The following is a 22,125-nucleotide window of genomic DNA, read 5'->3' on the forward strand; positions in this document are numbered from 1 at the left end:
GATTTTTCATTTTGATGGGTTTACGACAAGAAGAGGTAGAGGAGTAGCGACCTTCGAAGGTTTACGGTGGAAAGTCAACGCGGATTTGATTTGCTTGGTCACAATCAATGCTCGATTTTACACGCTCTTTGGCGTTTGCTCTGGTTGAATCCTTGCTTGTAAGTAAGATCTTTTGAGTAATGCGATATCGTATATTTTTACATCGCTTTCACTTTCGTGAAATAATCCTTCCCCGTTGTAAATAGCGGCATGGCAAGCGTGTTGACCATGATTTTCTCTTAAAATATCAGCAGTGTTTAATCAGGCGCCATCCGTAAATGAAAAGTATTTTGATTGCAAAATTGACCTCACTTGGGGATATTATTTTTGCATTACCGATGGTCAGTGATTTGCAACGGCAGTTTCCTGGGGTGCAAGTTGATTGGTTGGTTGATGCGCAATTTGCGGAACTCCCTGCAATGCATGCCGGTATTCGTCGGGTTATTTCGGTTCCGCTTCGTGGCTTCAAAAACAGGTCACATACAGCCAATGTGCAGGGGATATTGGCGTCGATTAAGCACTTGAGACTTGAGCGATATGATGTGGTGCTTGATTGTCATGGCATGATTAAATCGGCGCTATTGAGTAAAGTGGCGCATGCAAATTCGATAATTGGACCGCCCGATGCGCGTTTGGGGGAGTCCATCTCTCGCTATGCTTACAATCAACAAGTTTCACCAGATCCATCGTTGCCAGGTAGTGCGTGGTATCGTGCTTATGCTGGTTTGGCGATGAACTATGTGGTCAAAGACGCGCCGGATTTTGGCTTAATCCCGCCAGACGGCACGCCAAATTGGCTGCCCGCTGAACGACCCTTTGTCATGTGTTTTCATGCTGTGTCTAAGGCGGAAAAACAATGGCCAATTTCACATTGGATGAGTGTTTTGCAAGCCTTAGAGCAGCAAGGGATTGCCGCGATTTTGCCATGGGGTAGTGAGTCGGAGCGTGAAGTCGCACACCAACTAGCGAGTGCATCTACGCTAGCGATTGTGCCACCACGAATGAAATTGTCCGAAATTGGCAGCTTAATCCGTCGCGCAGATTGGTCGATTGGTGTGGATACAGGAATGACCCATTTGGCGGAGAGTTTAAACTGCCCTTCGATTGCCCTGTACATTCAGACCGATTCAGCTAGCTATCATCCTGATTGGAGTATGCATGCCTACTCGCTGGGTGGTAATGGCGTGGTTCCATCACCCGAGCAGGTTTTGTCTATCTTGGGTTTAGCGCTGCCCAATACGCATTAAGTATATTTTGTTGGGTATATTCTTATCTGCCCATGCCACCAACCTGTTGCGCCAGATACGTCGCGTAGTTGTCGGTCATGCCGCCGATGAAATCGAGTACACGGCGGTAGGTTTCGTAGAGCGGCCATTCTTTTTTCGGCGCGTTGTAATCCATTAAATCGAGTACGCGCCGCATGCGGAAGGGCATTTCTGCGCTGACGTGTTGTTCGTAGGCTGCGGTGCAAAAGGCACTCATCAGAATTTCTAAACAGGTGAACGAACCCACTTCGATTTCAATTTTACGTCGTTCATTAAAAATCCGGTCACGCGCGAGTTGTTTGGCTTCTTGCAATCCGGTGCGCATACTGGCGGGACAGTCATTGAGTAAGTCACCTTGGTAAGTACCGGCCATAATCCGCTCGTAATGCGTCATAAAGGTGTTTGCCACGTCGCGGATACAGCGGTCAATTGCCTTGCCGCGTAACAGCGAGATTTTACGGCGGGTGCTGGGTGCTGCGGCCACTTCAAGCTGTAAAAGACTCGTTTCGCCGCCACAAATCTTCATTAAAAGTGGTTCGACGGTTTCAAAGGGCAGGGTGCCAATTTCGATGCCATCTTCTAAATCCAAGATGGCGTAGCAAATATCATCCGACGCTTCCATTAAATACGACAAAGGATGCCGCGCCCATTTATTTGGCTCAATCAAGGGTAAACCGAGCTCTAGCGCGACGTTTTCAAGGATGTCGAGTTCTGATTCGTAGCAGCTAAATTTACCTTTACTACCCGCAAACTCACTGCTCCACGGGTATTTCAACGTGGTGCCGAGCGTGGCGTAGGTGAGGCGAAGCCCGCCATCAAAGCGGTGATTTTCCAGTTGCGTAATGATACGAAAGCCTTGTGCATTGCCTTCGTACGTCATCAAGTCGCGTCGCTCGGCGGCGGTGAGTGTTTGCATCAAATACGCTTGCTCGGGGCGACGAAACCAGTCGCGGATCGCGTATTCGCCGGCATGACCAAACGGTGGGTTACCAATATCGTGCGCGAGGCAAGCCGCTTGCACAATGCCGCCTAAATCGTAAGGGCTGATGTGGTGCGGTAGTCGGCCTTGCAGACGCTCGCCGATCAAAACCCCCAAACTGCGACCAACGCAGGCGACTTCGATGCTGTGCGTGAGGCGAGTATGCACATGATCGTTTTCAGTCATCGGATGAACTTGGGTTTTGCGCCCCATCCGGCGAAACGGTGAGCAAAATACAATCCGGTCATGGTCTTTGTGGTAATTACTGCGTCCTGCTTCACTATTGAGCGGGCTGTCGGCCAGCACACCGAGGCGGTTAGCCGATAATAGGTTTTGCCAATTCATCATTATTGGGTGGATTCCGATTTTGCGTAAAACACTTTGAAGGCGTCAAAAGTGAGTGGGCGGCTGTAAAAAAAACCTTGAATAGTATCGCAGTGATGTTGCTGTAAAAACTCAACGCCGACAATGTCTTCAACGCCTTCGGCAGTCACGGTTAAATCGAGTCTATGAGCAAGTTCAATGATGCTTTGCACGATGGCGGCGTCTTTGCTGGAGGCTTCGATGGTTTTGATAAAGCTGCGGTCGATTTTTAGCTCATCGATGGGTAGACGTTTTAGGTATGATAGTGAGGAATAACCCGTGCCAAAATCATCGAGTGCCAGCATGCAACCCATCGTTTTCAGTTGATAGAGTTGTTTGAGCGCCATCTCGATATCGTCGATGAGTGCGGATTCAGTAATCTCAAGAGTAAGGGTATTGGCTGGTATGCTCCATACTTCAAGCGCATTGGCGATATACGCCGCTAAGCTTGGGTCGGATAGATTGCTTGGGCACAGATTCAAGCTCATGCTACCGGTGAATCCATCTGCTCGAAACAGTGCAAATTGCCGCAAGCCCGATTGAATGACCCAGCGGGTGAGTGTATCCATCAAGCCAAGATGTTCAGCGACATTCACGATCTGATCAGGTGGGATACTGCCTAAGAATTCATCGTCCCAGCGCAATAAAATTTCGGCACCCGTTACGCTTTGATCAATACAACTGATTTTGGGTTGAAATGCGAGGTGAAAACGATTTTGTTCTAAGGCGTCTCGTAATGGGCTTTCTAAGCGTGCGATTTGCGTGCCAAGCCAATCTCGTTCGGCTTCGTAAACCCCAATATTTTCTTGACCAAACTCTCTGGCCGCGATGCAGGCTGCATGCAGTAAATCAGGTAAGTTGTCGCCGTGATCAGGATAGATGGCAATCCCAATATGAGGGTGGAGTCGAACGATGGACTCTGGATTGTCCTCGAGTAAGGTTTGCGCGCGATTAGCGGCCAGCATCGCATGGCTGACACCTGCAATATTGGGCAACAGCAGTACCACGGTTTGGTTATCGATTTGAAAGAGCTGGTCATGCTCGCGCAGCATGGGCTGCAAGGCTTGCGCCATATGCTGAATCGCCGATTCACCTTGCTTGGCATGCGGGCGATGACGTAGCTCGATATGCAAAACACCGCATTGTCGTTGTGCTTGAGTGGCTGCAATCGCGGATTGTAAATACTGAGACTGCTGAAATTCGATCGCAGCGAGATCAAGCGAAGATTGGAAGCTTGGCATGGGCTTGCTCCAAAAGAAATTGCTCCAAAAGATTCACTCCAAAAAGAATTCTCGTGGATCAATATTGTGCGAGCCGCGCGGTAGTTCGCAGCGGATTGTGATCGGTAAACCGCTCGGTAAACTTGGATTGGTAATTAAATCAAGCGTATGCGGGCGGGCATAGGGGCGTTTATCTGGGCCTAAAATAATCAATAATTTAGGTTTGAGGCGGCGGACCCGATTTTGTCCAATAACAATTCCCACTTCACCGGTGGTTAGTTCAACCAAAGTGCCGACATGGAAAATGCCAACGCATTGCGAAAACTGTTCAATCAATGCGGGGTGAAAATAACGTTCGCTCCATTTGTACATCAACTGCAACGCTTCATGTGCGGACTTGGCATTAGAGTAGCTGCGATCACTGGTTAGTGCGGTAAAACAGTCCACAATCCCCGCCATACTGCCAAACATGCCGATACGCTCGGCTTTGAGGCCTAGCGGATAGCCACTGCCGTCGTAGCGCTCATGGTGACGAGCGACCATATCAAACACGTCAATATGGATACTATCCATTTGCCCAATAATATCGAGGCTATGGTTGACGTGCGTTTTCATCAACATAAATTCGCCCGGCGTATAGCGACCAGTGCGACTCAGTAGTTCTTTGGGTAATTTCATTTTACCCACGTCGAGCATCAAGCCGGCCATACCGAGTTTGTGCAGCTCTTCACGCGGATATCCCAAGTGCCTACCAAACGCCAGCATATATACGGCAGAATCGATCGAATGTGCGTAGGTATATTGATCTCGGTCTTTCAGTTGAGTTAGCCACAACAGCGCATTCGGATTGCGAATAATCGAGCTGACCAAGTCAGACACCACTTCGTTGACTTCTTCTACTTTGGGCTGTAAGTCTTGGCGCACTGACTCCATCAAGCTCAGCACAAAACGCTGCGCGGTTTTGTGGGTTTGGCTGGCGACTTTTATTTCTTGTTCAACGGCTGCCGAATCATCGTAGAGAACGATTTTCGCTTCATTTTTGCCGCTTGATGTATCGGAGCTATGTTGTTGTCGCCATGTTGAAAATAAGCGACGCAATTCACGCAAAATGTTTAAACGTTCTACTTTTTGCTCTGGACTGAGCGATTGTTCGAACAAAGGTTTGCGTTTTGATTTGCTGGCGAGTTTGATTGTATCAGCTTCGCTGAGCAAAGAAGTCCACTGTGCAATACCGCCATTAGATCGTGCCAAATCGAGCGTAACGTGTTCGCAGTGCTCAATGAGTAATTCAATTTGTTGTTGATTTTCCAGCAAAAATCCTTGCATAAGGAAGGGCGTATCAAGCCATGGCCGATCAAGTTCACTAATGAACTGGCCCAGTTGCAACTTGAGAACAGGAATGCGGATTTCCACGGGAGAGCTAGATCCTAAAGGTATCGATGGTGTTGAGTATTCATAATTATAAGCTTTGTTTTATCAAATTCGGCTTTGAAAAACAGGCTTGGCATTAATTTAAATGAAATAGGATTGGCTTTCATCAATAAGCTTCGATCAGCCTTGTTCAAATTCAAGAGCAATGAGGGCTATCCACAAGCACTGATTGCCATTATCTTGTTAAAATACGCAAAAAATTGTAGATAAGGGTTTAATTCATGGCGTTGTTGGAAATCCGTGACGTCGTAAAACGCTTTGGTGATTTTACGGCCGTCAATCATGTGAGTTTATCGGTTGAGGCCGGCGAATTTTTCACCTTATTAGGGCCTTCTGGCTGCGGTAAAACGACTTTGCTACGCATGTTGGCTGGCTTTGAACAACCCGACTCAGGTGAAATCGTCTTAGATGGCATTAATGTTGCTGCGGTTCCGCCTGAAAAACGCCCTGTACACACGGTGTTTCAAAACTATGCCTTATTTCCGCATATGACGGTCGCTCAAAATATTGCCTTCCCTTTAAAAATGGCAAAAGTCGCACCGGATGAACTAAAACACCGCGTTGCAGAAGTGCTAGAGGATGTGCAGCTGACAGCATTTGCGCAGCGTTACCCTCACGAAATGTCGGGCGGGCAAAGGCAGCGTGTCGCGATTGCGCGGGCGTTGGTTAATCGTCCTAAGTTGTTATTGCTCGATGAGCCGCTTTCCGCTTTGGATGCCAAACTGCGTGAGGAAATGCAGATTGAGTTAATTCAACTGCAAAAAGAAGTGGGCATTACTTTTGTGTATGTGACGCATGATCAAGGTGAAGCGTTGGCTTTGTCGCATCGAATTGCGGTTATGAACAAAGGTGAAGTGTCACAACTGGATGTGCCAGAAGTGATCTACAGCCATCCGAAAAACCGCTTTGTAGCTGATTTTATTGGTCAATGTAATTTGTTGGATGCCACGATTGTTTCAATCGGCTCTGATCGTATGCAGTTGGAAATTCCTGGCGTTGGCATGGCTGAGACTTTACTGGTTGCAGGCGCGCAAGTCGGTCAAAAGGGCACGCTGACTTTACGCCCAGAAAAAATCAAACTCGCAGCGCAGTTGCCGCAAGATGCCGTCGATGAAGTGCACTTTAAAGGCAAGGTGCACGACTGCCTGTACTTGGGCGATGTCACCATATATGTGGTTGAGCTTGAAAATGGTATTTTGGTTGAGACGATGCTCCCGAACTCTGCTCCGGGTCGTGCGAAGTTTTTTGATGACAATGATTTAGTGGAATTGGCTTGGCGTTTTGACGCTGGCCACTTTATTTTGGGTTGAGTGATGGCTAAAAATAAGTCCTTGGGTCGTTGGATATTGTCTGGGCCTCCTTTGTTGTATTTGCTGGTGTTTTTTGCTATTCCGACATTGATTATGGCGGCTGCTGCATTTCGTTATCCAGGTGATTATGGCGGCTTGTTGCCGCTGATTGATATTAATCCTGAAACGGGTCGCAACGAATTGCTGCTCAATGCGCAAAACTGGCAGGATTTTCTGACGTTTGAGAACTTCTCTCGTTTCTTTGAAGACAGCATTTATCTTGAGCTGTTTATTAAGTCGTTTTGGTATGCGGGTATTACGACCCTAGCTTGTTTGGTGATGGCTTATCCATTGGCTTGGCTAATTGCGCGAAGCCCCAAGAAATACCGTGATGTGATGATTTTGCTGGTTATCTTGCCGTTCTGGAGTAACTTTCTGATTCGTGTCTACGCATGGATGATTATTCTTGGGCCGCAAGGTTATTTTGTGATGACCATCAACCAAGCGCTCTCTTGGGTGGGGGTCGCGCCAATTCAATTGATGTACACGCATTTTGCGGTGATTGTGGTATTGGTATATGTACATCTACCATTTATGGTTTTGCCGCTCTATGCCAATTTAGAAAAGCACGACACCGCACTGCTTGATGCAGCACAAGACCTAGGGGCATCGGGTTGGCAGCGTTTCTGGAAGATAACTTGGCCGCTATCCCTCCCTGGGGTATGGGCTGGTGCTGCTTTGGTCTTTATTCCTGCTTTGGGTATGTTTGCAGTGCCGGATTTATTGGGCGGCACGGACGGTATGATGATTGGTAATTTGATTAAACAACAATTTTTGGATAGCCGTGATTGGCCATTTGGTTCGGTGCTGTCGATTATGTTGACGCTGGCCGTTCTGCTGATGGCGGGTTTGGCGATGCTGGTTGGCCGTGGAGGGAAACGAAATGCGCTCTAAGCAATCCAAATGGCTATGGGCTGCTGCCATTTTTGTATATGGCTTTTTGTATGTTCCTTTAATCATTGTGGTGGCGTATTCGTTTAACGATTCCAAACTCAATGCCGAATGGGTGGGTTTTACTTTTAAATGGTATTCCTTACTGATGCACAATGAGCAGCTCTTGGTCGCTGCGCGAAATTCATTGCTGATTGCGCTGGTGACTAGCTTTTTTGCCACGGTGCTGGGTACGCTCGCGGGTTTGGCAATGCATAAGTATAAATTGCGCCTGCTGCCGATTTTGGTTTTAACTCCGATTGCCATTCCTGAAATCTTGATGGGCGTTGCTCTGCTGATCTTCTTTGTTATGCTGAACATGACATTGGGACTGGTTTCGGTTGTGTTGTCACATATTGCATTTTGTATTGGTTTTGTGGCGATTGTAGTTCGTTCACGCTTGCAAGGGATGGATGATTCCTTGGTGGAAGCCGCTCGTGATTTGGGGGCTACGCCTGTGCAAGCTTTTCGCGCAATCACGATGCCATTGATTATGCCTGGCATTATTGCTGGCGCTTTGATGGCGTTTACTTTGTCGATTGATGACTTTGTGATTACCTTCTTCACCGCTGGGGCGGGCGCTTCTACACTGCCTTTGCAAATTTACTCAATGATTCGAATTGCTGTGACGCCAGAAGTCAATGCGATTTCAACGCTACTGATGTTGCTGACGTTGGGCTTGATTTTGTTGGCCAGTAAAGTGGCGCCTAGTGCGATCCGCGCGAGCTAAGTCGGGCTTCATGTTGAAACGCCGAGAGCGTAAGTTGAGCCCGACTATTTTGTGCAATAATTTAGCCAATCAACTAATCTACTCAGTACGATTTATTTTCTCGATTTGGAGTTATTTACGATGAAAAAACTTTTGCTTGCTTTGATGATGACGGCGGGTTTCGCTCAAGCTGAAGATGTATTGCATGTCTATAACTGGAACAACTATATTGCGCCAGAAACCGTGAAGCGTTTCGAGCAAAGCTGCAAGTGCCGCGTGGTACAAGATTACTACGGTGCAATGGAAGAAATGCTCGCTAAATTATCTGCAGGCGCGAAAGGCTATGACGTGGTCGTGCCAACAGGTTTTGCGATTCCACCCTTGATTAAGCAAAATTTAGTACAGCCTTTAGACATGGCTAAATTGCCGAATGCAAAAAATATTAATCCTGCATTTATGAATAGCGTGTTTGATCCAGGTAATAAACATTCATTGCCTTACTCATTTACCACAACGTTGCTGGGTTACAACGAAACCAAGCTTAAAGAGCTTGGCGTTAATTCTGACTCATGGGCAGTGATTTTTGATCCAGTGATTTTGGCTAAAATGAAGGGCAAAGTGACAGTCCTTGACGATAGTCGCGAAGTATTTGCCGCCGCCTTGATGTACAACGGTTTTTCTGCGAACTCAACGAATCCTGCCGAATTACAAAAAGCGCAAGAGACTATTCTAAAGGCTAAACCATTCTGGGCGGCTTTTAACAGCCAAAGTTATATCAAAGAATTAACCGTGGGTAATATCTGGGTTGCGCATGGTTATTCGAGCGATATGTTTCAAGCCGTCGCGGATGCAAAAGCAGCCAAACGTAAGTTCGCTGTGAATTTTGGTCTGCAAAAAGAAGGCAATACGCTGTCTGTCGACAATATGATGATTCTGAAAAACGCGCCACGTCCTGACTTGGCCTATAAATTTATGAATTTTATGTTGGAAGGCAAAAATGCTGCTGACTTGACCAATATGATTGGTGCGGGCAACCCAAATCTAGCTGCCGTTGCTTTTGTGAAGCCAGAAATCAAAGCTTTGCAATCGGTGTTCCCTGATGCCGCTACAATGAAACGACTGCAACAATTGAATGCTTTGGAAGGCAAGCAATTGCGCGAGTTAAATAAATTGTGGACCAAAGTGAAAACCTCAAAATAAGGCTTAATTTGACCTCTAGGCGGGCAAGCCGCTTAGAGGCTTAACTTTTCAATGAAGTCTTCTTCGATCAGCTTTCTCGCCCGAAAAGCGAAACCCACTGTGGTTTCGCCTTTTTTCTTTGCCGTTTCTTTGTTGGTCATTTTAATTTTAAGCTGGTACCCGTTCTCTGGTTGGCGATTTACCGGCGAGCCGATATTGGCGTTCTTTAGCTACCCTCTGCCCTATTACTTCACGCTGTTTGATAATGCGATCAATATTTTGGCTTATATTCCGCTGGGTTTAAGTGCGGCCATAATCTTCAGGCATTCTCGTTTGGCGCTTATCTACGCGACACTGATCGGGTTTTTTATCTCTATGGGGGTCGAGTTTGTGCAGCAGTTTTTACCAAGCCGAATTGCTTCGAATATGGATATATTAAGTAATGGATTTGGCGCATTTTTGGGCGCAGTCATCGGCGTTTTATTTAGTCATCGATCGGTATTGAGACGTTGGCAATTGTTTCGGCATGATTATTTGGCCCCAGGTGCAGTGGTGGAGTGGGGGGCAATCTGGTTATTACTCTGGTTCACCACGCAATTTGATCCTAGCCTGCCTTTTTTGGGGGTCGTGGTGCTGCCACAAGGTTTGCCGCAACCCTTTGTTTCGCCGTTGAATGATCCTGCTCTGTTTTTAAGGCTGTTAGAAGGGGGAGGAATGATGTTGCATTTGTTGGGCGTCGGGCTCTTTGTTTCAGTTTTGGTGCGGGAAAGTCGACAAATACCGCGAGCGATGTTCGGGGTTTTATTTTGTGCTTTGCTGATGAAAATGGGTTTTGCTGGGATGCTATTGCAGCCAGAGCAATTTTTTGCATGGCTGAATTTGAATATTGTGTTGGGCGGACTGGTCGGTGGCCTTGTTTTGTGGATTTTGTGGCAGCTCAACCGACGTTTGCGCTCTTTCGCTGGATTTTCTTCGCTTTTTGCCGCGACTTGGGTTAGCTACTTATGGCCTTTGTCACCCACAGAAAGTCCGCAGCTAATGATTTTCAAATGGAATTATGGTCATTTGCAGCATTTTAATGGCATGTCGCATGCGATTGGTGATGTTTGGCCCTTGGGGGCCATGTTGTTTTTTCTGTATTTCATGGCGGCGCCAGCGCAAGAGCAAAATTGGTAGCATCTGTCTGAGTGAATCGACTCAGTTTATTAGTTATTTTTTATTTAAGGAAGATCGTTAATGGCATTGCCGTTTCGCGTAGGTCAAGGATGGGATGTGCACCGTATGGTTTTAGAGCGTTCATTAATCCTTGGTGGTGTTCATATACCCTATGAAAAAGGCTTGCTTGGCCATTCGGATGCCGATGCTTTATTGCATGCGATTACTGATGCCGTCTTGGGTGGGGCTGGCTTGGGCGATATTGGTCGACACTTCCCTGATACAGCGCCTGAGTTTAAAGGCGCAGATAGTCGTGTTCTTTTGCGTGAGGCGGTTCGTCGGGCTGCAGAGGCGGGTTGGCTGGTTGGTAATTTGGATGCAACTGTCCTCATTCAGCAACCCAAAATGGCACCGCACATTCCTGAGATGGTCAAAAATATTGCCGAAGATCTTTGTGTCGATGTGGCGTGCGTCAATGTGAAAGCTAAGACCTATGAAAAACTTGGTCCTGTTGGTCATGGTGAGTCCGTTGAGGCGCAAGCTATTGTGTTGTTATTGCCCAGAATGTAGCTGACAAAAAGTGTGGGGTTTTTTTGTACTAAAATTGATGTGAATTGTTTGAATCTGGATTACGCTGACACCCTGTGTTAGCATTTAATCACGAGCGATTGCATTGAGCAATAGTCGTTTTCAATACAACGGGAGATGAGCAATGCGTAAAAACTTATTGGGTTCAATGTGTTTGGTAGCCGGTTTATTGTTGGGGCAAGTCGCACACGCAGAGCAAGCCGCTGCTAATGAAGTGATTATGAGCGCTGCTGAGTTTGAAAAAGAGCAGGCTGTCGTTGTCTCTGTGGATATGGCCACCCGCAGCGTGGTTTTGGCAATGCAAAATGGCCGGGCGCTGGCATTTGATAATGTCGATGCAAAAGTCGCACTTGATCAAGTTAAACCGGGCGACATTGTCAACGTAGCTGGTTCGCAAGCTATCGTTTTGGTGTTGCATAAGGGTGGTGCTGGTGTGCGCAGTATTGTGGAAACATCGGGTCGTGATGTGACTGCCAATGGTGTTGGTACAGTGATCACGCGTACGGTTCGTAATGATATTGTTAGTATCAATATGGCGAAAAGTGAGGCTGTGGTTCGTAATGTTCCTGGCGAATTTATTACAATTTCTGTACCAAATAAAGAATTGCTGGCTAAAGCTTCTGCCGGCGATCAATTGTTGATTGTGACTCGTATCAAGGCTGTTGTTTGGGGGCAGTAATATTTGAGAGACGCAACGATTGAATAGAAAGCCTGTGCGAAAGAGCGCAGGCTTTTTTTTTCCTAGAATCGCGCAGAAAATAAGTAATCCTTGCGCTATAACTCAATGATAATTTTGGTACTGAACTTGGATTTAGTTGGGGTATTCGCTTGAAAACAATTTTAAATATGGTTTCCATAGTAATACTGCTGCTATTTTTTTCGGTGGCGTCTCGTGCTGAGGTGCTTGAAACGATCACTTTGCGCTATCGCTTGGCTGAGCAGGTATTACCTATACTGCAAGCGACTTTTCCACAAGCGAGAATTCAAGCATTTAATGGGGTTTTGATTGTTGCCGCGCCAGACGCGCAGAGTTTGGCGCAGATCAGTAATTTACTGCAGCAGCTTGATACGCCCCTACAAAATTTAATCGTCACCGTCGAGCAGCGAAGTACGAGTCGTGAAGGGCAATCGGGCCTCTCGACGCAAGGTGGGGTGGTGATCAAAAATGGCGATGTGGATTTGACAGGCCGTGTGACGGTACAGAATCAGCAATTACAATCCCAGAGATCAAGTATGCAAACCCTGCGTATTTTAGATGGCGCAGAAGGCTTTATTCAACTGGGGCAGCAGCGCTTTATTCCTCAGTTAAGTTTTGTTTATCGACCCAATTATTCAATTGCTCACTTTGGTGGGCAGTGGCAAAGTGCAGGGACTGGATTTTACGTCGCACCACGGCGTATTGGGGCGACAGCGGTGACTTTGCAACTAATGCCAAATCAACGACGGTTTACTGGAAAAAGTAGCACTGAAGGTCACGCCGTGTTCAGTGAGGTACAAGGCCAGCTTGGTGAGTGGTTGCCAGTCGGTGAGACTAGGCTGCAACAGGCATCGAATGAACAGGGCTTGTTATCAACGCAAAGTGTTTCTCGCGAACAAAGCTATACGGTATGGGTAAAGGTTGAGTTACCCAAGTGAGTTGTTCGCTGATTGGGGCTTATTGGGTTTTTTTCGGCGCTTTTCTAGCGTTCCCAGCGCGAATCCGTTCCCAGTACTGGCTGCGTAGCTCAAAGTTTTCTGATGGTTCAAGCCAAATGATTTTGTCATCTTCGTTTAAATTATTGGCTACCAAAGTATTGGACAGTCCTTGCCGTCGAGTAAGGGCTGTGCTGATATTTTTTTCTAAAGTGAAATTAATCCACTGCCCTGCTAAAGGTTTATTTTTTGCACTGACCGTGATGGCCCAACAATCTAGCCAAGCGAGTGCGCCTTCTTTGGGGATGATATAGCCGATCTCTGGATTGGCCTGTTGCAATTGTTTGACTTGTTGTTTGCCATAGTTGGCAAACATGAGGGCTGCATTATTTTTCAGAAAGAGTCGAACACTTTCTTCAGGCCCTGTGTAGAAAATGGGATTTTGTGCTCGGAGTTCAAGCAACTTTTTGACCGTATTATTCATTTCAATAGGGGATAGCTGAAATGGGTTTTTTGCGTCAAGCAGTAGCGCGGTGAGGCTGAAATTATGATTGCTGCCGTCATAAAGGATGATTTTGCCTTGATATTGCGGTAGCCAAAGTGCGCTCATTGAGGTGGGGGCAGATTTGAATTGTTTCTTATCGTAAATTAAGCCCATTTCAGAATATGTAAACGGAACTGCGTACAGATTGCCATTGTGATTGAGGCCGGTGATCTTTTCTGTGTTCCGAAATCGAAGCGCTTGATTTTTGCTATTGGGAATATTTTTTATCTGGATTGGCGTGGCGATGTTATTGGCGATGTAGCGTTGTAATTCGGCGGTATTTGCGGCAAAGACATCGAAATCTTCGCCATGATTTTTGCTCAGTTTTTCCCATAGTTCATCGTCGCTTTCGACAAATGTAACATCGACGCGCACATCATGGTCTCGCTCAAATTCAGCAATCCAATCGGCATCCGCATAGCCATGCCAAGTTAAAATTCTGAGTACATCACTTGCCCAAGTGATTTGGGTGAGCATAGCGATGATCAAGAGGAGGGCGCTGGCTCGAGTCAATACTTTCATACGCTATCTTTTCATTGGGGGTATTGAAAAGGTATAGCTGGAAATGCAATAAAATCAACTGCTTGCTGTTATTGTTTCATTAATATTACAAAAATCAAATCAATTTATGTAGTTTAAGCTGCCCACCGATGCAGCTGAGGTAGCCACCGCGCCCATCTTGCCAGTCTGGGAGTACCCAGCGTATGCCATTTTCGTGTTGATGTTGCGCTGGGCGATGAGTATGGCCGTGAATGAGTATTTTGGCCGTGCTTTGCTTGAGCGCCTTTTCAATCGCTTGCGCGTTGACATCCATAATCATTTGGTCTTTATTTTGATTGGCTTTTTTGGATTTATTTCTTAAATTGTTGATTTGTTGATCACGCACTTTTTTGGGCAAATTGAGCCAAATAAATTGCACAATTCGATTGTGCGCGAGTCGGCGATAACGTTGATAGGCCACATCATCAGTGCAATATAAATCACCGTGTGCCAAGATGATGCTTTGACCTTGTAGCTCAATGAGCGTGGGGTCAGGCAAGAGCGTGAGCTGCGCCGCACGGGCAAAGCGTTTGCTGATCAGTAAGTCACGATTGCCGCCCATAAAGTAGATGTCGACGCCACTTTTTGCTACCGCTGCAATATGCGCTACTTGCTCGGCATAAAACGCGTCTTCCAGTTGGTCGTCGCCAAACCAGTACTCGAATAAATCACCCAAGATGTAAAGACGCTCCGCATCACGTGCGGTCGTGCTCATAAACTGCTGAAAGGTGTGGACCGTTGCGCTATCGTTCGGCGAAAGATGTAAGTCGGAAATAAAGTAGCTGGGTTGCGTCATGGATTTGCTGGCTAGTTGGACATAAAAAAAGCGCAGGCTCAGCTGCGCTTTACTGTGTTAATTCTAAATTAAGCAAGTACTTCAGCACTGATAATCACGACGTCCGTTTTTGGCACATCTTGGTGAAAGCCGTTGCTGCCCGTTTTTACTTTTTCGATTTTATCAACGATGTCTTGGCCTTCAATTACCGCGCCAAATACCGCATAACCCCAGCCTTGCGAGGTCTTGTTGCGGTGATTCAGGAAGTCATTATCCGCAGCATTGATGAAGAACTGTGATGAGGCTGAATGCGGCTCTGGCGTGCGTGCCATTGCAACCGTGTAAATGTCGTTCTTCAAGCCATTGTCGGCTTCGTTTTGAATCGTTGGGTGTTTGTCTTTCTTTTCTTTCATGCCAGGCTCAAAGCCACCACCTTGCACCATAAAGCCATCAATTACGCGGTGAAAAATCGTGCCATCGTAATGGCCAGAAGTTGCGTATTGCACGAAATTAGCAACAGTAATCGGTGCTTTTTCTTCGTTCAGCTCTAAAACGATGTCGCCCATGCTGGTGGTGAGTTTTACTTTAGTCATGTCGTTTCCTTTTATAAAAAATTATTTAGCGCTGGCTTTGCTGGCGCTGTTCGTTTTGGTTTTGTCTGCCTTGTCAGCTTTTGCTGGGATAGTTCGGGCAGAAATCAGCACAATCGGTTCCGCAGGCGTGTCGCCGGGTAGGATGGTGACTTTGGCCATTTGGTCCGCAGCCGGCATGCCGCTGATGACACGACCAAATACGGTATAACCAAAGCCATCTTGACCTGGGTAATTCAAAAAGCTGTTGTCTTTATAGTTAATAAAAAATTGGCTAGTGGCCGAGTGAGGTTGACCTGTACGCGCCATCGCGATGGTGCCACGGTCATTACCTAGGCCTTTTTCTAGCGCTTGCTTGGCTTCATTTTGTACTGAAGCTTTAGTCGGTTTTTGTTCCATTTGTGCATTAAATCCACCGCCTTGTGTCATAAACCCTGGAATCACGCGGTGAAAAATCGTGCCGTCGTAGTGTTTGCTTTCAACGTATTGCAGAAAATTTGCTACCGTTAGCGGTGCGGCTTCTGGATAGAGCTCAACCACAATCTTGCCTTTGCTGGTGTTGAGTTCAACTTGTGGGTTTGCTGCAAACGCAGTCAAACTAGAGAGAGCAAGCGCTGCGGCAATAATGAGGCGTTTCATGGTGAGTCCTGCAAAAAAATGGGAATAGATACAATCTAGTAATCATATCATGGCTGCAGTGTAGAATTGTCACCTTAAGGAGAACCCATCATGCTGAAATTACCTTCTTTTGATCAGTTGATTACTGAGTTTGATACCGTGTTGCGTACCTTGGCAGCGCCAGCAACGAGTGCTCGCAAGCATCCAGATGCTGCGCTCGAAGAGGCTGAATTAAGTGATGCGGAAAAATCGCATGCCGCTGGCTTGATGCGTGTGAATCATTGCGGCGAAGTCTGCGCTCAGGCCTTGTATCAGGGGCAGGCACTCACTGCGCGCGACCCCGCCGCACGCGAAGCGCTCAAGCAAGCGGCACAAGAAGAAGTCGAGCATCTCGCGTGGACGGAGCGCCGGTTGGGCGAGCTGGGTAGCCATCGCAGTGTATTAAATCCTTTGTGGTACGCCGGCTCGTTTGCGATGGGCGTGACGGCGGGGGTGATTGGCGATAAATGGAATCTGGGCTTTTTGGCTGAAACAGAGCGTCAAGTGACGGCTCACTTGGAAAGTCATCTCAGCCAATTGCCTGAGCAAGACGCCAAAAGTCGCGCGATTGTGACACAAATGGCGATTGATGAAACCAGTCACGCTGAACAAGCCGTGGCGCTCGGTGCTGCACCCTTGCCCTTGCCTGTGGTGCAATTGATGACTGCAACATCGAAGGTGATGACGAGCTTGTCATATCGAATCTAACTTAAATTTGTGAGTTTCTAAGGGTATTGCTATCTAGGCGTTTTTTAATAATGACTGGGTGGCAATACCCTTTTTTTGTGTCTTTACATTGGGTCCTGAAAAGTTGATCTCGAAACGGTTTGTGTGTGAGGATTATTTACCGTCTGTCTGTGTAATAGTGCCTTGTTGATCACTGTCAATATGTGTTTGTAAGCAAGGTGGCAATCTAGTCGTGACGCAATAAATCTTTATCAAATCAATAAAGACCTGCGCATTTTGAGTGACTGGAGGTCGTGATGGCTAAGAATCGGTGGTTGATGGCTGCAGCAGGGGTCGGGATTCATATTTCGATTGGCTCTGTGTATGCATGGAGTGTTTTTTCAAAACCTTTGATGGCGCAAATGGGTTGGAGTTTGAAAGAGGTTGGCTTCACCTTTGGCTTAGCCATTTTCATGTTGGGGATGTCGGCGGCGGTGATGGGGCATGTGGTTGAAAAACGCGGCCCACGCTTTTCTGGCACGATCTCTGCGGTGTGCTGGTCTTTGGGTTTGCTAGGGTCGGGGTTTGCTATTTCTATCGGTAATCTGTGGATGCTCTATCTTTGCTATGGTGTGCTGGGTGGTGTCGGTTTGGGAACGGGTTATGTGACGCCTGTGTCGACCTTGATGAAGTGGTTCCCTGATCGTCGTGGTTTAGCGACGGGTCTGGCGATTATGGGTTTTGGTTTTGCCTCTTTCTTTGGCGCACCATTAATGGCTGAGTTAATCCAAACCGTAGGTATTGCGAATACCTTCTACACCTTGGGTGTGATTTATGCGGTGGTGATGTTGTCTTCGGCACGTTATTTGGAGCCTCCTCCTGTGGGTTGGAAACCTGCTGGCATGGAAGAAAGCTTGGCCAGTGGTACAGCCAAAGTGGCGATGGATCTGATGCCGATGACAGCTAATGAGGCGGTGAAAACCAAACCATTCTACGGCTTATGGATCATGATGTTCATCAATATCACCTGTGGTATTGCTGTGATCTCGGTGGCTTCACCGATGACGCAGGAGGTGACTGGAATGAGTCCGTTGGCGGCTGGTGCGGTCGTGGGGCTGATTGGTTTGTTTAACGGTGGTGGTCGCTTGGTATGGGCTACATTGTCAGATTACTTAGGGCGTCCAAGCACATACATTACGTTCTTTACGATAGAGGTGGTTGCTTTTTACTTCTTGCCGTCGATGCGTGATGCTTTGGTGTTCCAAGCTGTTCTTTACCTCATCATGACCTGCTACGGTGGTGGCTTCTCGACTTTGCCGGCTTACATCGGTGATTTGTTTGGTACGAAACAAGTAAGCGCAATCCATGGCTATGTTTTAACTGCTTGGGCGATGGCTGGGTTGGTCGGTTCATCATTCGCCTCGTTCTTGCGTGAAGCATCAGGCAGCTACGCGGCGATGACGGTGGTGTTTTCAGGGATCTTCTTGTTTGCCTTGGCGGTATCGATTGCAATGAAGATCTTCGTTGATCGTGAGTTGGCCAAAAAACGCTCAGGTGTTAGCGATGTGGCTTTTGGTACTGCGCAGTAATGATAAAAATTTGATGTGAAACAAAAGAGCCGATATTTCGGCTCTTTTTCGTTGGAATTCGGTAATTTTGTGTATTTATTTTAATGGCATGGAGCCTAGAATATGATTTCCGCATGTCTTATTGGTATTCAATAAATGGCCGTCTCAAATATTCTAAGTCCTGATCATCTCGTTAATTACATCAACGATTCTGCCGTCGTCAAAGTCGCCCTGCGACCGTCTCGATTGTTGGTGATGGCTTTTTTGGGTGGGATTTTTATTTCGCTGGGCGCTTTGCTCGCGGTGGTGGTCGCGGGCGGGGCAACGCAACTGCTCGCAGAAAATCCAGGACTTGATAAATTATTGTTTGGCGCGGTATTTCCGATTGGCTTTATCGCCGTGGTGCTCACGGGGGCTGATTTGTTTACCTCGAATTGCGCCACACAAATGGTGCCTTGGTATCGCCGCCAAGTGAAGTTACAGGAAGTGGTTCGTGTGTGGGGGGTTTCTTATCTCGGCAACTTAATCGGTGCATTATTTGCCGCGTGGGCGTTTGCCTATATGACGGGTTTGCTCACCGCAAATCAGCCGTGGACGCCCTACATCATTAATTTGGCCGAACATAAAGTGCATCAACCGTTTCAAGTGGTCTTTATGAAGGGTGTGTTGGCCAATATGCTAGTTTGCGTGGCAGCATGGCAGGGGTATTCGGCCAAAGATACCTTGGGGCGTATGGTGGGGATTTGGGCGCCGGTAATGACGTTTGTCGCCTTGGGGATGGAGCATAGTATCGCCAATCTCTTTTTTGTGCCGGCCGCCATGTTGGCGGGGGCTGATATTACGCTGCTTGATTTTGCAACTCATAATTTGCTGCCTGCGACCTTGGGCAATATTGTCGGCGGCGCGCTGCTGATTGGCTTGCCATACGCTTGGTTGTATTCTGAAACCGATGGCAAGGTTGTTAATCCAACGGATATTGATTTGCCATGAGAGATGACATCAGCGCCGAACTCGAGTCGGCCAGCTACCACCCATTTTCTATTCTGATGCACTGGCTCACTGTGGCGCTGGTTCTGGGGATTTTGCTTTCACTGGGTTTGGCGCAGTGGCTGGGGCGGGGGAGTGCATCGTTTGCTTTTTGGATGCAAACGCACTCTGTGTTGGGGCAGGCGACCTTTATCGTGAGTATGTTGCGGTTGCTGGTGCTGAATTTTTATGGCTCTCCCAAGCCTTGTGCTGCAGATGATGCGCAACTTTTGGTGGCCAAGGTGATGCATGCCTTGCTATATGGTTTGATTGGTTTTTTGGCATGCAGTGGGATTTTGCTGAGCATTGCCTACTTGGCGGGGCAGCCTGTTTTTGGTGTCACTGTGCCAATGACTTTGAATCCAATGGCGATGGGTTTGATTCGCCAGTTACACGGGTTGGTGGCGATGGGCTTTATTTTTATTGCGCTGGCTCATGGGCTTTACGCTACGGCAATGCATTATTTTGCCGGCCAAGTCGCGCTGCGCCGTTTATCAGTACGTGATTTAAAAGTGCTCGATGCGATTGCTGCGCCACAGGTTGATGCGCAGTATATTCAGCTAGAGCAGGAGCGGGCCTAGTCGGCGCTATGGTGAAGTCGGTCAATCAACGCTTTGTGGCGATTATTGCTGGAGCAGTCTCGGCTTTGTTGTTGATTGGCCTGATCGGCGTTTTAAGTACGCGGCAGATGGCCGATGAGTTGGAATATACCGACGAAAGTATTATTCGCAGCCTTGCGATTTTATCGGGTATTGAGCGCGATTTCTTATTGATTCGCGTGAATGCTTTGTATCACCTCTCCTATGCTGAACAATCCAAGAAAGAACCCCATGAAGCTACCATTCGACACAATATTGCCGAAACGCAGGCCTTGCTCGATGAGTATCGAAACTCCCTTGTCGTGAATGCGCGTGATAAAGAACTGATCGAGCAGGACATCCGTTTGTTTAATGTGTATTTGGCGGCTTTAGACAAGGTGCTGGCGCATTCGAATGCCAATCAGAGGGACGCTGCTGTGGTCGTCGTAGAAAGCGAGTGGAAGCCCGCGGGGGATAGTCTAACGTCGGCTTTAGCGCAGCACGCTCACTTTAAAGAGCAATTTGTCGAGCAGGCGGTGCAGCGTTCTATGCAGTCGGGGCGGCGTCAGACTTGGGTGATTGTACTGCTGACTATTTTGGGTGTTTTTGGTGTGGTAGTGGCAGCGTACTTTTTCCGTAAAAGCCTTGCTGCCACTTTGCCGCATCGCGAGCCTTAAGCGCACATATAGCGATTAATTAGCTTCTAGTACTTCAAAATCATGCGTAATCGGCACGACTTGCCCAAGCATGATTGATGCCGAGCAGTATTTCTCTGCCGATAACTTAATCGCTCGCTCTACTACCTCAGGTTTCAGTCCTTTGCCCGTCACAATAAAGTGCAGGTGAATTTTGGTGAAGACTTTCGGGTCAACTTCGGCGCGCTCTGCATCTACCTCTACCACGCAGTCTCTAACGTCCGCACGGCCTTTCTTCAGAATGTGGATCACATCATAAGTCGAGCAACCAGTCATGCCCATTAGCAGCATTTCCATTGGGCGTGGACCTAGGTTGCGACCGCCACCAGAAGGCGGGCCATCCATCAAGACCGCATGGCCTGATTCAGACTGCGCTAAAAAACTCACTTCTTCGACCCATTTAACCCGTACTTTCATTTTGCTGCTCTCGTAGATGGAATGTTTGATTGGAAACGTGAAGGCTATTTTAACGGGATTCTAAAAAGGCTGGCGAATTTGTGAGTCAACTCACTGCGCCAAAAGCGTGCCACCACTAATCGCACCGCACCAAAGTAGGTTGCCTTACACTGGCTTGTCTGTGATAATCGACAGTGACATTGGGCTTGCTCAGTGTCGTCTCCTCCATCCTCCATTAATTTGGTGGAATTTCGCGCAATCACGGCATGCCTTGGTTGCGTTTTTTTTGTCTCGGATTAGAATCTATTTGCAAATGCATTTGACAGGGTGGCATTTAACCCGCTACAATCCGCGACTTTCTCAAATTCAAAAACGTGGACTAGCAGTCATGAAAACCTTTTCTGCCAAGCCGCACGAGGTGAAGCGCGAGTGGTTCGTTGTGGACGCCACAGACTTAGTGCTGGGCCGTCTCGCTGCCGAGATCGCCAAACGCCTGCGTGGCAAACATAAAGCTGAATACACTCCGCACGTCGATACCGGCGACTACATCGTTGTGGTAAACGCAGACAAGATCCGCGTTACTGGCGATAAAGCAACGGCAAAGATCTATTACCGTCACACTGGTCACCCAGGCGGTATTTACGAGCGTACCTTCACTGAAATGCAAAACAAATTTCCTGGCCGTGCGTTGGAATTTGCTGTTAAAGGCATGTTACCAAAAGGCCCATTGGGCTACGCAATGATCAAGAAAATGAAAGTTTATGCCGGTGGCGAACATCCGCACACTGCGCAAGAACCTAAAACTCTTGCTCTCTAAGCGATCGCAAAACTTAAAGGAATTGCATCATGGTAGGTAAATACAATTATGGTACTGGCCGCCGCAAGAGCTCTGTAGCTCGTGTGTTCTTGGCTAAGGGTACTGGTCAGATTATCGTTAACGGCAAAGCACTTGATAACTACTTTGCTCGTGAAACTGGCCGTATGATCGTTCGTCAACCACTCGTGTTGACTAGCAATCTTGAAGCTTTCGACATCATGGTAAACGTGGTTGGCGGCGGCGAATCTGGCCAAGCTGGCGCGGTTCGTCACGGCATTACCCGTGCCCTGATTCAGTACGATGCAGCGTTGAAACCAACTCTGAAATCGGCTGGTCTGGTTACTCGTGACGCTCGTGAAGTTGAACGTAAGAAAGTCGGTCTACGCGGCGCACGTCGTCGTAAACAATTCTCTAAACGTTAATTCGTTTTTGGA

General features: G+C 47.5%; 24 protein-coding genes. 16 read left to right on the plus strand and 8 right to left on the minus strand.

Features of this window, described 5'->3' with window-relative positions; translation table 11 throughout:
• Positions 1-317: 317 nt before the first annotated feature.
• Positions 318-1,286 (plus strand): lipopolysaccharide heptosyltransferase I, encoded by a 969-nt coding sequence (waaC, locus tag K4H28_RS00500; protein ID WP_221006337.1) that lies wholly within the window; start codon positions 318-320, stop codon positions 1,284-1,286.
• A 22-nt stretch (positions 1,287-1,308) separates the two neighbouring features.
• Here waaC and K4H28_RS00505 read toward each other — a convergent pair whose 3' ends face one another.
• The 3 genes from K4H28_RS00505 to K4H28_RS00515 are packed head-to-tail and all read right to left on the minus strand — an operon-like array spanning position 1,309 to position 5,279.
• Positions 1,309-2,631, minus strand: a complete 1,323-nt coding sequence (locus tag K4H28_RS00505; RefSeq protein WP_221006338.1) for a deoxyguanosinetriphosphate triphosphohydrolase — start codon at positions 2,629-2,631, stop codon at positions 1,309-1,311.
• Positions 2,631-3,887 carry a putative bifunctional diguanylate cyclase/phosphodiesterase gene (locus K4H28_RS00510; RefSeq protein WP_221006339.1) on the minus strand — a complete coding sequence of 419 codons (1,257 nt, stop codon included), beginning with the start codon at positions 3,885-3,887 and terminating at the stop codon, positions 2,631-2,633. The genes K4H28_RS00505 and K4H28_RS00510 overlap by 1 nt, the downstream gene beginning before the upstream one ends.
• A 33-nt stretch (positions 3,888-3,920) precedes the next feature.
• Positions 3,921-5,279 carry a cyclic di-GMP phosphodiesterase gene (locus K4H28_RS00515; protein ID WP_221006340.1) on the minus strand — a complete coding sequence of 453 codons (1,359 nt, stop codon included), beginning with the start codon at positions 5,277-5,279 and terminating at the stop codon, positions 3,921-3,923.
• Between the two features lie 239 nt (positions 5,280-5,518).
• On the opposite strand from K4H28_RS00515, the gene K4H28_RS00520 reads away from it, so the two are divergent.
• From K4H28_RS00520 to K4H28_RS00555, 8 genes are all read left to right on the plus strand, one after another.
• The gene (locus K4H28_RS00520; protein ID WP_221006341.1) at positions 5,519-6,607 is read left to right on the plus strand and encodes an ABC transporter ATP-binding protein; all 1,089 of its coding nucleotides are present in this window, start codon (positions 5,519-5,521) and stop codon (positions 6,605-6,607) included.
• A 3-nt stretch (positions 6,608-6,610) separates the two neighbouring features.
• Positions 6,611-7,540, plus strand: coding sequence for an ABC transporter permease (locus tag K4H28_RS00525; RefSeq protein ID WP_221006342.1), 930 nt, complete (start codon positions 6,611-6,613; stop codon positions 7,538-7,540).
• The gene (locus tag K4H28_RS00530) at positions 7,530-8,306 is read left to right on the plus strand and encodes an ABC transporter permease (protein WP_221006343.1); all 777 of its coding nucleotides are present in this window, start codon (positions 7,530-7,532) and stop codon (positions 8,304-8,306) included. Before K4H28_RS00525 ends, K4H28_RS00530 begins: the two co-directional genes overlap by 11 nt.
• A gap of 120 nt (positions 8,307-8,426) precedes the next feature.
• Positions 8,427-9,485 (plus strand): polyamine ABC transporter substrate-binding protein, encoded by a 1,059-nt coding sequence (locus K4H28_RS00535; RefSeq protein ID WP_221006344.1) that lies wholly within the window; start codon positions 8,427-8,429, stop codon positions 9,483-9,485.
• Positions 9,486-9,536: 51 nt separating this feature from the next.
• Positions 9,537-10,640 carry a VanZ family protein gene (locus K4H28_RS00540; RefSeq protein WP_221006345.1) on the plus strand — a complete coding sequence of 368 codons (1,104 nt, stop codon included), beginning with the start codon at positions 9,537-9,539 and terminating at the stop codon, positions 10,638-10,640.
• Between the two features lie 60 nt (positions 10,641-10,700).
• Positions 10,701-11,189: a 2-C-methyl-D-erythritol 2,4-cyclodiphosphate synthase gene (gene ispF, locus K4H28_RS00545; RefSeq protein WP_221006346.1), complete on the plus strand. Its 489-nt coding sequence runs from the start codon at positions 10,701-10,703 to the stop codon at positions 11,187-11,189.
• Between the two features lie 142 nt (positions 11,190-11,331).
• Positions 11,332-11,886 carry a hypothetical protein gene (locus K4H28_RS00550; protein WP_221006347.1) on the plus strand — a complete coding sequence of 185 codons (555 nt, stop codon included), beginning with the start codon at positions 11,332-11,334 and terminating at the stop codon, positions 11,884-11,886.
• Positions 11,887-12,035: 149 nt separating this feature from the next.
• Positions 12,036-12,842 carry a hypothetical protein gene (locus K4H28_RS00555; RefSeq protein WP_221006348.1) on the plus strand — a complete coding sequence of 269 codons (807 nt, stop codon included), beginning with the start codon at positions 12,036-12,038 and terminating at the stop codon, positions 12,840-12,842.
• Between the two features lie 19 nt (positions 12,843-12,861).
• Here the strand turns inward: K4H28_RS00555 and K4H28_RS00560 are convergent, their stop codons facing one another.
• The 4 genes from K4H28_RS00560 to K4H28_RS00575 all read right to left on the minus strand — a co-directional run bounded on the left by K4H28_RS00560 (position 12,862) and on the right by K4H28_RS00575 (position 15,927).
• Positions 12,862-13,905, minus strand: a complete 1,044-nt coding sequence (locus tag K4H28_RS00560) for an extracellular solute-binding protein (protein ID WP_221006349.1) — start codon at positions 13,903-13,905, stop codon at positions 12,862-12,864.
• A gap of 94 nt (positions 13,906-13,999) precedes the next feature.
• Complete coding sequence (locus K4H28_RS00565) at positions 14,000-14,719, minus strand: UDP-2,3-diacylglucosamine diphosphatase (protein ID WP_221006350.1); 720 nt, start codon at positions 14,717-14,719, stop codon at positions 14,000-14,002.
• Positions 14,720-14,787: 68 nt separating this feature from the next.
• Positions 14,788-15,291, minus strand: coding sequence for a peptidylprolyl isomerase (locus tag K4H28_RS00570; protein WP_221006351.1), 504 nt, complete (start codon positions 15,289-15,291; stop codon positions 14,788-14,790).
• 21 nt (positions 15,292-15,312) lie between these two features.
• On the minus strand, positions 15,313-15,927 hold the full coding sequence (locus K4H28_RS00575; RefSeq protein WP_221006352.1) for a peptidylprolyl isomerase: 615 nt from the start codon (positions 15,925-15,927) through the stop codon (positions 15,313-15,315).
• Positions 15,928-16,017: 90 nt separating this feature from the next.
• On the opposite strand from K4H28_RS00575, the gene coq7 reads away from it, so the two are divergent.
• From coq7 to K4H28_RS00600, 5 genes are all read left to right on the plus strand, one after another.
• Positions 16,018-16,653, plus strand: coding sequence for a 2-polyprenyl-3-methyl-6-methoxy-1,4-benzoquinone monooxygenase (gene coq7 / locus K4H28_RS00580; RefSeq protein ID WP_221006353.1), 636 nt, complete (start codon positions 16,018-16,020; stop codon positions 16,651-16,653).
• Positions 16,654-16,928: 275 nt separating this feature from the next.
• Positions 16,929-18,200, plus strand: coding sequence for an L-lactate MFS transporter (locus tag K4H28_RS00585; protein ID WP_255573571.1), 1,272 nt, complete (start codon positions 16,929-16,931; stop codon positions 18,198-18,200).
• 135 nt (positions 18,201-18,335) lie between these two features.
• Positions 18,336-19,169, plus strand: a complete 834-nt coding sequence (locus K4H28_RS00590; RefSeq protein WP_221006355.1) for a formate/nitrite transporter family protein — start codon at positions 18,336-18,338, stop codon at positions 19,167-19,169.
• Entirely contained in the window at positions 19,166-19,786 is a 621-nt protein-coding gene (locus K4H28_RS00595) for a cytochrome b/b6 domain-containing protein (protein ID WP_221006356.1), read from the plus strand. The genes K4H28_RS00590 and K4H28_RS00595 overlap by 4 nt, the downstream gene beginning before the upstream one ends.
• An 8-nt stretch (positions 19,787-19,794) precedes the next feature.
• The gene (locus K4H28_RS00600; RefSeq protein WP_221006357.1) at positions 19,795-20,460 is read left to right on the plus strand and encodes an MCP four helix bundle domain-containing protein; all 666 of its coding nucleotides are present in this window, start codon (positions 19,795-19,797) and stop codon (positions 20,458-20,460) included.
• Positions 20,461-20,475: 15 nt separating this feature from the next.
• On the opposite strand, the gene K4H28_RS00605 is transcribed toward K4H28_RS00600, so the two are convergent.
• Positions 20,476-20,895 (minus strand): OsmC family protein, encoded by a 420-nt coding sequence (locus tag K4H28_RS00605; RefSeq protein ID WP_221006358.1) that lies wholly within the window; start codon positions 20,893-20,895, stop codon positions 20,476-20,478.
• A 367-nt stretch (positions 20,896-21,262) separates the two neighbouring features.
• Between K4H28_RS00605 and rplM the strand changes: the two genes are divergently transcribed.
• Both rplM and rpsI read left to right on the plus strand, forming a co-directional pair.
• Positions 21,263-21,691, plus strand: a complete 429-nt coding sequence (rplM, locus tag K4H28_RS00610) for a 50S ribosomal protein L13 (protein WP_173532337.1) — start codon at positions 21,263-21,265, stop codon at positions 21,689-21,691.
• Between the two features lie 29 nt (positions 21,692-21,720).
• A complete protein-coding gene (gene rpsI, locus K4H28_RS00615; RefSeq protein WP_221006359.1) occupies positions 21,721-22,113 on the plus strand; it encodes a 30S ribosomal protein S9 in 393 nt (130 codons plus the stop codon).
• Positions 22,114-22,125: the final 12 nt, after the last annotated feature.

Origin of the sequence: Deefgea tanakiae (assembly GCF_019665765.1) — a bacterium.
Classification (GTDB): domain Bacteria; phylum Pseudomonadota; class Gammaproteobacteria; order Burkholderiales; family Chitinibacteraceae; genus Deefgea; species Deefgea tanakiae.